This is a genomic window from Emticicia agri, assembly GCF_004168285.1.
Lineage (GTDB): Bacteria > Bacteroidota > Bacteroidia > Cytophagales > Spirosomataceae > Emticicia > Emticicia agri.
This window is the reverse complement of record NZ_SEWF01000048.1, coordinates 26,829-39,690: the sequence shown is the minus strand read 5'-3', so window position 1 is coordinate 39,690 and position 12,862 is coordinate 26,829. Positions and strand designations below refer to the sequence as shown.

9 protein-coding genes and 1 pseudogene are annotated in these 12,862 nt (G+C 36.9%); 6 read left to right on the top strand and 4 right to left on the bottom strand.

Features of this window, described 5'->3' with window-relative positions; genetic code table 11:
* The first annotated feature begins 1,050 nt into the window (after positions 1 to 1,050).
* The 5 genes and pseudogenes from tnpA to EWM59_RS22750 all read left to right on the top strand — a co-directional run bounded on the left by tnpA (position 1,051) and on the right by EWM59_RS22750 (position 7,529).
* Positions 1,051 to 1,511: pseudogene (gene tnpA, locus EWM59_RS22770) on the top strand (IS200/IS605 family transposase).
* Between the two features lie 17 nt (positions 1,512 to 1,528).
* Positions 1,529 to 2,389, top strand: coding sequence for a DUF58 domain-containing protein (locus EWM59_RS22765; RefSeq protein WP_130023556.1), 861 nt, complete (start codon positions 1,529 to 1,531; stop codon positions 2,387 to 2,389).
* Between the two features lie 2 nt (positions 2,390 to 2,391).
* Positions 2,392 to 3,612 (top strand): BatA domain-containing protein, encoded by a 1,221-nt coding sequence (locus EWM59_RS22760; protein WP_130023555.1) that lies wholly within the window; start codon positions 2,392 to 2,394, stop codon positions 3,610 to 3,612.
* A complete protein-coding gene (locus tag EWM59_RS22755; RefSeq protein ID WP_130023554.1) occupies positions 3,609 to 5,828 on the top strand; it encodes a DUF4175 family protein in 2,220 nt (739 codons plus the stop codon). The genes EWM59_RS22760 and EWM59_RS22755 overlap by 4 nt, the downstream gene beginning before the upstream one ends.
* 27 nt (positions 5,829 to 5,855) lie before the next feature.
* The gene (locus tag EWM59_RS22750) at positions 5,856 to 7,529 is read left to right on the top strand and encodes a hypothetical protein (protein WP_130023553.1); all 1,674 of its coding nucleotides are present in this window, start codon (positions 5,856 to 5,858) and stop codon (positions 7,527 to 7,529) included.
* Positions 7,530 to 7,537: 8 nt separating this feature from the next.
* Here EWM59_RS22750 and EWM59_RS22745 read toward each other — a convergent pair whose 3' ends face one another.
* Positions 7,538 to 7,987 (bottom strand): hypothetical protein, encoded by a 450-nt coding sequence (locus EWM59_RS22745; protein WP_130023552.1) that lies wholly within the window; start codon positions 7,985 to 7,987, stop codon positions 7,538 to 7,540.
* 449 nt (positions 7,988 to 8,436) lie between these two features.
* Between EWM59_RS22745 and EWM59_RS22740 the strand changes: the two genes are divergently transcribed.
* Positions 8,437 to 8,904, top strand: coding sequence for a DUF3299 domain-containing protein (locus EWM59_RS22740; RefSeq protein ID WP_130023551.1), 468 nt, complete (start codon positions 8,437 to 8,439; stop codon positions 8,902 to 8,904).
* A 55-nt stretch (positions 8,905 to 8,959) separates the two neighbouring features.
* Here the strand turns inward: EWM59_RS22740 and EWM59_RS22735 are convergent, their stop codons facing one another.
* The 3 genes from EWM59_RS22735 to EWM59_RS22725 form a co-directional block, all read right to left on the bottom strand.
* Positions 8,960 to 10,213: a DEAD/DEAH box helicase gene (locus EWM59_RS22735; protein ID WP_310587893.1), complete on the bottom strand. Its 1,254-nt coding sequence runs from the start codon at positions 10,211 to 10,213 to the stop codon at positions 8,960 to 8,962.
* Positions 10,214 to 10,393: 180 nt separating this feature from the next.
* Positions 10,394 to 11,455: a YncE family protein gene (locus EWM59_RS22730; RefSeq protein ID WP_130023550.1), complete on the bottom strand. Its 1,062-nt coding sequence runs from the start codon at positions 11,453 to 11,455 to the stop codon at positions 10,394 to 10,396.
* Between the two features lie 4 nt (positions 11,456 to 11,459).
* A complete protein-coding gene (locus EWM59_RS22725) occupies positions 11,460 to 12,824 on the bottom strand; it encodes a TonB-dependent receptor domain-containing protein (RefSeq protein ID WP_165372272.1) in 1,365 nt (454 codons plus the stop codon).
* Positions 12,825 to 12,862 lie beyond the last annotated feature (38 nt).

The following is a 12,862-nucleotide window of genomic DNA, read 5'->3' as shown; positions in this document are numbered from 1 at the left end:
TCCCTACGGGACTAAATTGTAAGAATTATCACTTAATTTTATTGTAAAAAATATCCCGTAGGGATAATATATCGGTAGAAAATATTGAGTACTTAAACTTCCAAGTCCCATAGGGACGATATATTAATTACGTCGAATTTAATATATTATCCCTACGGGATACTGAAAACATAACCCAATCATTTTTCTACCGATATATCGTCCCTACGGGACTAAATTGTAAGAATTATCACTTAATTTTATTGTAAAAAATATCCCGTAGGGATAATATATCGGTAGAAAATATTGAGTACTTAAACTTCCAAGTCCCATAGGGACGATATATTAATTACGTCGAATTTAATATATTATCCCTACGGGATACTGAAAACATAACCCAATCATTTTTCTACCGATATATCGTCCCTACGGGACTAAATTGTAAGAATTATCACTTAATTTTATTGTAAAAAATATCCCGTAGGGATAATATATCGGTAGAAAATATTGAGTACTTAAACTTCCAAGTCCCATAGGGACGATATATTAATTACGTCGAATTTAATATATTATCCCTACGGGATACTGAAAACATAACCCAATCATTTTTCTACCGATATATCGTCCCTACGGGACTAAATTGTAAGAATTATCACTTAATTTTATTGTAAAAAATATCCCGTAGGGATAATATATCGGTAGAAAATATTGAGTACTTAAACTTCCAAGTCCCATAGGGACGATATATTAATTACGTCGAATTTAATATATTATCCCTACGGGATACTGAAAACATAACCCAATCATTTTTCTACCGATATATCGTCCCTACGGGACTAAATTGTAAGAATTATCACTTAATTTTATTGTAAAAAATATCCCGTAGGGATAATATATCGGTAGAAAATATTGAGTACTTAAACTTCCAAGTCCCATAGGGACGATATATTAATTACGTCGAATTTAATATATTATCCCTACGGGATACTGAAAACATAACCCAATCATTTTTCTACCGATATATCGTCCCTACGGGACTGAATCGCCAAAACTGCAATCATTTCTATAACTATGGCAAATACCTATACTCAAATTCATTTGCATATATATTTGCTGTAAAATATAGAGACGGAGTCATCCAAGCATCATGGAAAAATGAACTTTATAAATATATTACTGGTGTAATTCAGGAACGAAAACACAAATTAATGATTATCAATGGGATGCCTGACCATATTCATATTTTGATAGGAATGCATCCAACACAATCAATCTCCGATTTATTACAAGATATAAAAGGAAATTCATCGACTTGGATTAACAAGAAGAAACTGGTGAAAGGAAAGTTTGAATGGCAAGAAGGATACGGTGTTTTCTCTTACGGAAAATCTCAAATCAAGGAAGTGATTAAATATATTGAGAGTCAGGAAGAACATCATCGACAAAGAACATTCAGAGAAGAGTATCTGGCTTTTCTGGAAAAATTTGAAGTAGAATACGACGAAAAATACATTTTTAAAGAATTGATTTAAGTAATATTAACGCATTGATGCTCACTACCGAACTCATTAAATTAAATAATCTGCAACTGGCTGGTCGATTGGTTAGTGAAGAAGTCATGCTGGGAATCCACGGAAGCAAGCGTTCGGGTATAGGAACAGAATTTGAACAATACAGACACTACGAGCCAGGCGACGACCCTAAAAGGATTGACTGGAAACTCTATGCCCGTACACAAAAACATTTAGTCAGAGAGTCTTCAACTGAAAGCAATCTGCATATCAGGTTTGTATTAGACCTGTCGGGTTCCATGAATTATCAGGAAAAATCAGTAAGTCGATTACACTACTGTAAAATTCTGCTGGCATCATTGGCTTATTTAGGGTACCGCCAAAGCGACCAGATGAGTTTATATACCTTGCAGAATGGCGATTTGCAGACATTGGTACCCACAGGAAAACAATCTTTTCAACGCATTTTGTATTCGCTCGAAAAAGCAGAAGCAAGCGGGCAATGGAAAAACAATAACCCTAAATTTCCGGAGTTTCAGCAAAAGCAAAAAGAACTGATAATCATTGCGTCTGATTTTCTACAGATAGATGACGAATGGCTAAAGTTAGTACAGAGTATGGCTAACCCAAGGCGTGAGATTGTGATTTTTCAGGTTTTAGGCGAAGAAGAAATCAATTTCGATTTGAAAGGCTTTTATCGTTTTAAAGATTTAGAAACGCAACAGGAAATAGAGTTACAAGCAGAGGCGATTAAAGACGATTTTAAAACAGCGGCTTTGGCTTATCTGAAAAATTTACAAGAAGCCCTACGGATACCGAATGTTAATTTAATCAGAGTAACGCTAAATGAGCCTATTGCAAGGGTCATTACAGAATCATTAAAGAAAAGGAAATTGTAAGTATGGAATTATTGAATCCTTTGATGCTTTGGGGAGGGTTGGCTGTTGCCATACCGATTATTCTCCATTTCTGGCATCAGAAAAAAGGAAAAATAGTAGAATGGGCAGCAACACAATGGCTAATCGAAAAAAACCTTCAACAGTCACGAGGTATTCGGTTAGACAATCTCCTTTTACTATTGCTGCGTTGCTTACTTATACTCCTACTCTGTTTCTTTTTAAGTAAGCCTATGATTAATTGGTTAGACGCTGAAAATTCAACAAAAAAAATCCACTTGGTTCAGCCTCATAGTCTGGTTATCAATAACTTCAGATTTGAGATTGAAGAAGCTATCAAAAAAGGTGAAAAACTTTATTGGATTCAGCCGTCCCCAACACCTGTTAATGATATTAGTCAGTTACCAACAATTAAAGACTTTAATCCCATTATTCTCCAATCGTGCCTGAATAAGCTGGCAACAGTAACAGATAAAGCACAGTTGGAATTATACTTTATTAATAACCAAGACCTGGCACAGTCAGGAAACATTTTTGTACCCAGCTCATTCAGTTTACATACGCTTGTTGATTCGTTAACTAAAACTCCTAAACCTTATTTGGCTTTTGCCAATCAAAAACTTTTTGTAAATACTGCTAATCAGCTAATTGCCAATACAGAATTAGATAAAAATGGAAGATATGCTGATAATCCTATTTACAACCATTCAATTAATGTATTAGTACGGAATACCGACAAAGTAGAAAGGCGCATGATTGATGCTTCGTTGAAAGCACTGGCAGAGGTTTATCAAATAGATATTAGTATTGATACCGCATTGACAACCGCAAAAAAATATGACTGGGTATTCAGTGATGCTATCCCTCCTCGCTCAAATGCCTTTTCAGCCTCAACTTTATATATATTATCAAATACTAACCGTGTACCTGATAGTCAGTTAGCCTATCAGAAAAATGTATTGCATATTCCTTCGGGGTTGAATCCAGAGTCGTCTGAACTTGTTTTTAATGGAGAATTACCAGAGTGGTTGGGAGAAGTACTGATAAAACATTACCAGCTAAACCCCACAAATAAGGCATTAAGCAATCAACAATTAGGTAGTTTATTCAAATACGCAGCACCCAACACAGTTGCTGAAGAAAGTGAGTTTTCAAAACTCCTGTTGTTGGCATTTATTGTTATTTTAGGTATTGAGCGTTACTTAGCCATCCGTAAAAACGCATGAATCAGGTTAAACATATTATATCAGGCGTACGCTATCAGTTATATGCTAATGCTTTACTGACGTGTATTCTGTTATCTCTTTCTATCTTTTTATTGCTTTCTGTTTTTAGTCAGGCATTGGTTTGGCCATTGATTGGTAGCCTGATTGCATTTGGCATTAGTGCCTATTTCACCCGGCTTTTTCAGGATAAACAAGATGATGCAGTACTGTTTATTCATGAGAATATTGATGATGCCGAATATAGTCTGCAATTACTTACTGTTTCTCAACCTAATATTGCCGAGCAGTTGCAATTAGAAAGATTAGCCGAAAAGCTTAACGGGCAAAAGTTACCTACTGCTATTAACCCCAGACTATGGATTCCCATCGCAGTACTTCTTCTCTCTTCAGGTGTGTATTACGGGTATCCTCTTCTGCAAAAGAAGCAGTCGGCACAAGTGGCTGATACTCCTACACCATCTAATCAGCCAACAGAAAAAATAGTTACGGCTCCGGTATTCAGTAAAGCACAACTGACTATCAATCCGCCTGCTTACACCAAACTACCAGTCAAATCAACTACTGATTTGAATGCTTCTGCGATAAGTGGTTCTGTGCTCAAGTGGCAACTGGAGTTTAGTCATTCGCAAGCCTTAACTGTTCATTTAACTAATAACAGAGGAGAAGAATTAGCCTTCAAAAAAACAGGTGATATATTTGAATACACCGATGTATTACAAAATTCAGGTTTATATGCTTTCAAAGCCTACTGGCAAGACTCTCTCATCTATCAATCAGATTATTACAGATTAGAAGCTATTGCCGACTTAGCTCCTAAGATTGACCCTGCCTCTAAAGAACTTTATCGGTTTCATTACCTGAAAGACCCAAAAACCATACAGATTTCGGCAAAAATAGCTGATGATTTTTTGGTAACGCAGGCATTTATTGTAGCTACTGTTGCCCGGGGTTCGGGTGAGAACGTGAAGTTCAGAGAAATAAAACTCCCTATCAGTCAGGCTAATTTTAAAGAGGCTACTGTCAGTAAAAGTATTGACCTGAAAGCCTTGAGTTTTGCTCCCGGTGATGAACTGTATTATTACTGGGCAGCTTTTGATAACAAAAGACCTGAACCCAATTATACCAAATCAGACACGTATTTTATAGTATATAAAGATACGTCTAAAACCGAAGAGGCCGAAATGGCTACGATGGCTATGAATATTCTGCCTGAATATTTTAGAAGCCAGCGCCAGATTATTATTGACACAGAGAAACTGATAGCGAAAAGAAACAAGATTAATCAGAAAGATTTCAATAGTACCTCTAACGAAATAGGTTTCGACCAGAAGGCTTTACGCTTACGTTACGGACAATATTTAGGTGAAGAATTTGAAAACTCCATTGGTGGTGGTAGTGCATTGCCCACCGACGTTAGCACTGATGCGGCAGATTTACTGAAAGGCTTCTCTCATGCACACGATGAGGGAGAACATGACCACGAAGATGGCGAAAAACCGCATAATGAAGGCCACGACCACGGTGGCGGAGCAAAAGGGAATCAGGAAAATGAAGACCCATTGGCAGCTATTCTGAAAGATTATGTGCATAACCATGATGATGGAGAAGTAAATACATTCTATGAGCAATCTACCCGTAGTTTGTTAAAAATGGCTTTGGAACAGATGTGGCAGTCAGAATTACACCTGCGTTTATACGAGCCTGAAAAAGCCCTGCCTTTTGAGAAAAAAGCGCTGGAGTTTTTGAAATCGGCTCAACAGAAAGCCCGGACTTTTGTAAAGAAAACCAGTTTTGACCCGCCTCCTATTAAAGAAAAAGAAAAACGCCTGACAGGAGAATTGAAAAAATTCAATGAGGCATTCAGCTATGAAAAGAGTTTTTCTCAACAACAAACAGAGCGACTGGTGGCAGAGGTACTGGGTATTATAGATTCAAAAGCGGAAGCACAGAAGCTGAACGGACAACAAAAGCAAAAAGTACTGGTATTAGGCAATTATCTGAGTACCAAAGTAATGAACAGCAGATTAGCTAACTGGTCGGTATTGAGTTTATTGCAAAAATTAATTAACGATAAAGATTTATCTATTGATGAAAAAGCAGATTTAAAGACAAAACTTTATCAGCTTACAGGTACCAATCAGCCTCAAGGCCTGATGAATAAATCTTATGTGGGAGAGAAAAAATTAGAAAAGGCATTCTGGAAAAATATCCAATAAGAGTGTCTGTAAGAAACAGCCTGAACCATGACATTTTTACTATCTATACGCACATTTTTTCTTTCAAACTGGCTTCTTTATGCTTGTTTAGGCCTTGTGGTGCTTATACAGATATGGTTGCTTATGCAATCTAAATCAATTAGCGGCAAACGCCTGTGGATACGTTTAGGACTAAACCTGCTTGTCTCGCTTTTAGTCTTTCTTTTTATGCTGCAACCTGAATGGGAATACTCAACCGATACCAACAAAATACTATTGACCGACACAGATGTTCCTACCAGTTATGTACAAAAAATCAAAGACAGTCTTCAGATAAAAGAGACTTTCAGCCATTTAGCTTTTAATCGTCTGATTGCAAAAAATCCTCATTTTATTGACCGTTTAGGACACATCTATCTATTAGGGCAAACTTTCACTCCCCAAACTATCAGCCGATTGAGTGAGAAAAAATTAGTGTGGTTACCTTATTTCGGCAATAACCAGTTACAGGACTTACAATGGAAGGGCATTGTCAGAAAAGGAGATACACAGGAAGTAAGCGGAAAAATCGCTGTTGATGAACCCAGAACCTTGACCGTGAAATATGCCAATCAGGTATTAGATAGTCTGGCTTTGCAGAAAGGTTTTAATATTTTCCGTTTCAGTTTTCCGACCTTTACCATTGGTCGCACAGAAACTTTACTTGCCTTAGACAATGAGCCATTGCAAGAGATTCATTACTATAGCCAGACTCCGCAAGTTTTGAATGTTTTGTTTATTTTAGAGAATCCCGATTTTGAGAGTAAAAATCTGTCAGAATGGTTGGGCAAAAATAATCATCGGGTGGAAATTATCACCACTATTGCGAAAGATGCACAAAGCAAGGTTTCTATCAATAAAACTTCGCAAACAAAAGGTTTTAATCCTAATTTAATTATAACCGACCCGGGTAATGCGACCAATGCTCTTGTAAAAAAAGCAGTAGCTGAGGGAAAAAGTGTATTGTTTATCAACTGCATTGCTCCTGAACAAGACATTAAAACCATCAATCAGGCATTAGGGACTAATTGGCGCATTAAGAAAACTTCTAACGAACAATTTGTTACTATTAACGAAAATCTTACGGCTCTACCCTATCATATCGAATCAGGTATCAATCAGAAATCAGTAGGAAATTATCCTGTTGCTATTCAGAAAAAAGTCGGTAAAATAGGTTTAAGTCTTTTAAATGAAACTTTCCCATTGAAACTAAGCGGTGATAGCCTGAATTATAACAAAATCTGGACAAATGTTTTTCAACAGTTAAAGCCCCCTTCTCAGGATAATATCAGTATAGAATCACCCATATTTGCTGATACGCAAACCCCTATTCTGTTAAATAATCTTTCGGTAACTTCAAACAAGGTTAGTATAAATAAAGATACAGCCCAACTCATTCAGTCGGCTATTAATCCTTTATCATTTTCTACTAACTATATTTTCAGAAAAACCGGATGGCAAACTTTTCAGGATTCCATACAGATTTTTGTCGAAGAAAAGCCTAATACTCTTCAACATAGCAAACAAATGCAGGAATCAGTATTGGCACATCAGATTTTTGAAAGCACCAATAGTCTTGCTTCTACCCAGACACTGACGGCTGTGGTACCCGATTGGGTCTGGTACTTACTCATCGTATTGGGTTTTGCTGCTCTTTGGTTAGAGCCTAAACTGAATTTTTAGTGAAAGTCTTATTTCAATACTTCTTTTACTTCCGGCATAGTCTGGTCAAGACTAATTTTAATGCCTTCAATATTTTTTCTGATTTCTTTTTGCACCTCTAACATTTTATCCGCAGGTAATTCCGGCGCAGTTGCATGGTTGTGGTGATGGTGTTCGTGTTCAGTTTTATGCTCATATTCAAAGCCCGGCACAGCAAAAAAATTCTTTTCCCATTCTTCAAAATCAGTTTTTAGTTGAGTCAACTCATAGGCTAACGAATCTGTTTTTGTATTTTTCTTTGCTAATAGTTCATTTTTCAGACTATCAATCTTCTCTATTTCAGGTTCAATCTCTTCCTGTATGGCTTCTGCTTCTATGTGTATCCGATTGGCTTCAACCAATGTGGGGTTATCTTTAGGTGATTTAGGCGAACAAGCAACAAGTGCAAGTCCTGCTATAAAAGTCCAGATTTTCTTCATAAGGTTTATTAATTTTTGTGTTTTAAAAAGCGTTCTATTTGCGCCTGCTTAAGTCTTGTTTCTTCTGATTTAAACCAATGCGTGGGGGGGTAAAAAAAAAGGAAAACGGATAGTAAGGTCAATACCCAGAAAATAATTCGCTGATACCTGATTGATTTTGATACACTATCAGAAGATTTATATAATTGATAAAAAGTACATGTGAAAACTATCAATTGCAGCCCCCAAATTATAGGGGTGAAAGACTGTAAAGCTATAAAAATACTTAAACCACCGCTGATACTCACCAATAAAGGCAATCCGCAACAAAGCAGATGAAGCAAGGAAGAGGCAAAAAATTGAAATCCTAAGAGTGTTTTAACCATAATAAAATAATATTTATGCAACAATGATGCAAAAATAAAATTCAATAACTAAATTTGAAACAATGTTGCATAAATTAATTTATCATGAAACCTCTTAGTAATTTCGACTCTCTTAAAATCAGTATTTTGCTGATATGCAGTTGTGTATGCTTTAGCTGGCAGGTGAGCCCTCAGAAAATAACCTGGAAAGAATTACAGGGCGTAAGGTTTACAAAGAGGTTCAACAAAAAAGAAAATATGTTTTTTCTGTATCCCAGTTTTAGCGAAAAGGTAAAAGCTTTGGAGGGAAGAGAGGTAGAAATTAGAGGCTATATGATTCCGGTTAATCCTACTGAAAACATCTATGTCTTATCGGCATACCCTATGGCGGCTTGCTTTTTTTGTGGTGGCTCAGGGCCGGAATCTATCATTCAGTTGAAAATGAAAAAATCCGGCAAGTATAAAACAGATGAAATATGGGTAGTACGTGGTACACTCAATCTGAATGCTGATAATATAGAAGAGCTTAATTACATTTTACAAGATACAGAACCCATAAAAAAGGTTAATTGAGTAAGGTTGTACAAACCAATGGTAAAACTATAGACCTGTGAAGTCTACCGTATGATTAACTCCCGGAAGTTTTTTTAGCAGGGCGGAAAAATTTTCTTTTAGTTTTGTTTTTATTAGCAGAGCCAGATGGTTTCTTGAATTTGTTTTTTGGATTACCGGATTTAAATTCGGGTGCTACACCTAATCCTAAACTCTCGGTGATATTTTGTTTTTCTACTTCTTTCTCTAAAAGCTTCTCAATATTTCTGATGCGGTACTGGTCTTTTTCGTTGATAAACGTGATGGCGGTACCAGTAGTTTCTGCTCTTGCTGTTCGACCAATACGATGAATATAGTCTTCCGCATCACGTGGTACATCAAAATTGATTACATGGCTCAGGTTATTAATATCAATTCCCCTTGAAAGCACATCGGTAGCTACCAGAATTTTGTATTGCTTGTTCTTAAAATCACGCAATATATTTTCACGTTCCTGCTGCGACACATCTGACGAAATCCCTCTGGCCTCTAACTTTAATTTTGTTAATGCTCTGATAATTTTGTCAATCATGGTTCGCTGTGACGAAAATATAATAACCGACTGAACATCAGCACTTTTGAGCAGATGTGCCAGTAACGGAATTTTCTGCTCATCATTAGCTAAATAAAACTGTTGGTCAATGCCCTCCGCAGGTTTAGAAGTTGCCAGTCTTACTTCTTCCGGATTATTAAGAATTTTATGGGCAAAATCTCTTATTTTCTTTGGCATTGTAGCCGAAAACATCAGGTTCTGACGTTTTGCCGGAAGATGTTTCAATACAAAAAGAATATCGTCAGAAAAACCCATGTCCAGCATCTTATCAGCTTCATCGAGCACAAGGCATTTAATATGATCAAATTTCACTTCACCTGATTTCATGTGAGCCATCAGGCGTCCCGGAGTAGCAATAATTATGTCGGCTCCATGTACCAGTGCTTTTCGTTGCTGGTCCCAGTCTTCGCCTTTGCCTCCGCCATAAATAGCAATACTGGTAGCATTAATAAAATAACTGAATCCTTCTATCTGTTCATCAATCTGTTTAGCCAATTCACGTGTAGGGACAAGGACTAAAGCAGAGGTCTGATTGCTTTGTGAACGGATTACCTGATCAAGCAAAGGAATAAGGTAAGCAGCAGTTTTGCCTGTACCCGTTTGGGCAGAAGCAAGAAGATCTTTTCCTGCAAGAATAAGAGGAATTGTCAGCTCCTGTATAGCAGAAGGCTGAATGTAATTCATGGCATCTACGCCCGACAGCAGGTCTTCGTGTAGATTTAGTTCACTAAATAACAAGTTTTAGCTTAGGATTTTAGGTTCGTAAAATGTAAATATAACATTTATAATTGAAAAATGCACAGAATAACTAATGTTTTGCTTATTCTATGCATTCTTTATCTGCTTTACCGATCTGATACATTTTAAGGTTGCTATAGATGTATCACCCTATGCGAAAAATTTCAGTAAACCTGTTTTTTACTTAAACACAAACTTAATCGGTGCAATTTCAGCTTTTACTGAGTCAATCAAAACCCCGGTTGGTCTATATCTGAAAACATAACCTGCCTGTTTATATGATGGAGTAACACCTGTATAAATAATGCCTTCTTTTGCATCAAATCCTAAAGCAGAAAACGTGCGTTTAATTAAAGGCGTAGTGGTTGAGATAGTAGCATCTGTTATATTAAAGCTATATATTTCACCGCCTGTACTCCAATGAGAATAGTCAAAGTAAATAGTGGTTTTATTGGCATTTAAAGCAAGCATTCCCGGCACTTTATCAGTAGCTGTTTCAGTGCTTATCGTTGCTTCTATTGCTTTAGTCGCAGGATTGATACGCAAAAACTCTTTGCTAACCGAACACCAGATTTTATTGTTTGCATCTACTATAAGATTAGCCGTACCACCCTTTAGGGTAATTTTAGACAATACTTCATCTTTACTTATATCGATTACCGAGATTTCACTTTTACCTGAATAAGCATTGTTACCAACAAAAGCCTCATTTCCTACTACTACAATTCCTTCTGCACCATTTTGCACGGTAATTTTCTTCGTAACTTTATTCGTAAGTAAATCAATAACTGCTATATATCCAGGCTTATACGAATAATCAGCATTAAGCACATCCCAACATACCACATAGGCTTTGTTGGCTGCCACTTTTATGGCATTACGGGGGTTTTCTACCTCTTTAATTCTCCCTTCTGATTTAAAGGTACGGGCATTTACAATCTCAATAGCATCTTGTCCGTCTGTAGAGTTATCTACCAGTATAAGTCCTTTATTATCTATTACTGCATAATCAATAATACCTCCGGCAATAGTGCGGCTGTTCTCTTTCTGAAATATATCTATCACCGCTTTTGTAGAGTCACGTTTTATCAAAGAAACAGACCCGTTGTTATCAAAAAAGTTGCCATTATTAATAACAAATACGCCGGTGTCATAAGGTTGTGCAGGTTCTGCCTCTTTCGTTTCGCAGGAAAAAAGTGCTATCGAAATAAAGCTGAGTAGTGATAATTTTCTAAAATTCATTGTATTATTTATTTATGTTTATTACTAAGTTAATGGCGTAATTTCTGCCTGGCATGGCATTACGTTTGGAGTTCAGATACAACTCATCGAATACATTATTGACCTGAAAAAATATTTTTCCTTCCACATGCTTCGTGTGCAAGCCATTTTCTATAATCACATTAAACAGTTGTTGTCCGTCAAACCATTTTGAGTTGTCGAAAGTATAGTATCGGCGGCTATTGGCCTGCCATTGTAGCGTAGCACGGAATGGCATTCCGTGTTTTCTAAAGAACTCTCCTTTAGTCAATAGTAAAGTCTGATAAAAAAGATTAGCAGTAAAATTGTGCTTAGGAATATAGATGAGTTGTTTACCTATGACATCGGCAGAGAAATTATCATAAGCCTTTTGTTGAGAAGAATGTGTAAATGCGTATTGAGCGGTTAATCCCGAAGAAATTTGCCCATGCCGATACTGAATCTGATTAGAAAATTCCATTCCTTTGGCCAGTACCTGTTGCAGGTTTTGCACCCGATAGCCTGTTTCCGGATTCCAGTACACCCAATTATTTATCAGGTTGTGGTAGGCGTTCAACGAAGAACTGAAACTGAAATCATTTTTTGAATGATTCCAGTTAATGCCCAGTTCTTTGTTGAATCCATCTTCCGGCTTGAGATCAGGGTTTCCTAGTTCAGACCAGTAGCGTTCGTTCATGGTGGGGATTCGGTAACTGCGGGAAAGGTTACCTGTTAGTCTGACAAATTTAGCGAGTTGGTATTCAAGCCCTAAAGCAGGTGCTAAAGGTGGGTCAAAGCTCTTGATAAGAGCCTGTCTGATGTTAAGTGTAGTCAGAAATCTTAATGAAATCTGATACCTCAACCAGGCAAAAATATCAAGCCTGTTTTCAGCAATAGTAGTTTTATCATACCCATCTACATGGGCTATTACATGAGCCGCTTCAGTGCCTATATGTGCCGTAAGTTTCGCAAATGTCCATTCATGCTCGGCACGTATCAGAAAGCGGTCAATAGCAGTACGGCTTGGTTTAATAAAATTACCTTTACCATAATTAGTTATATCCTGTACGTATCCTCCTCTTACGGTCAGCTTTTTAAACTGATAGGTATTCAGAATCCTGATAGCCTGTGTCTGCAATACTTCTCTTGTATGAATTGATTGCGGCGAAATCTCGACATTATTATCTGACAACCATATATTCAGCGCAATCTGATTGAGCTTCTTGGTAAGAAAAAATAAATCCTGAATAAATCCTTTTGAGTCTGTAGTAGAACGTTCAACCGGATAATATTTTCTTTCGGTATAGGGGTAATTATTGTTCAGAACACCTTTGTAAAAAAGAGTTTTAGAAGAGATACGCTTATCAGACAATCTGACATTTAACTGGCTTTGCCAGTTATCAAAACTCG

Coding starts and splice junctions, on each gene's coding strand:
- EWM59_RS22750 (WP_130023553.1), top strand. CDS start 5,856: ATGACATTTTTACTATCTATACGCACATTTTTTCTTTCAAACTGGCTT.
- EWM59_RS22765 (WP_130023556.1), top strand. CDS start 1,529: ATGCTCACTACCGAACTCATTAAATTAAATAATCTGCAACTGGCTGGT.
- EWM59_RS22745 (WP_130023552.1), bottom strand. CDS start 7,987: ATGAAGAAAATCTGGACTTTTATAGCAGGACTTGCACTTGTTGCTTGT.
- EWM59_RS22755 (WP_130023554.1), top strand. CDS start 3,609: ATGAATCAGGTTAAACATATTATATCAGGCGTACGCTATCAGTTATAT.
- EWM59_RS22740 (WP_130023551.1), top strand. CDS start 8,437: ATGAAACCTCTTAGTAATTTCGACTCTCTTAAAATCAGTATTTTGCTG.
- EWM59_RS22730 (WP_130023550.1), bottom strand. CDS start 11,455: ATGAATTTTAGAAAATTATCACTACTCAGCTTTATTTCGATAGCACTT.
- EWM59_RS22760 (WP_130023555.1), top strand. CDS start 2,392: ATGGAATTATTGAATCCTTTGATGCTTTGGGGAGGGTTGGCTGTTGCC.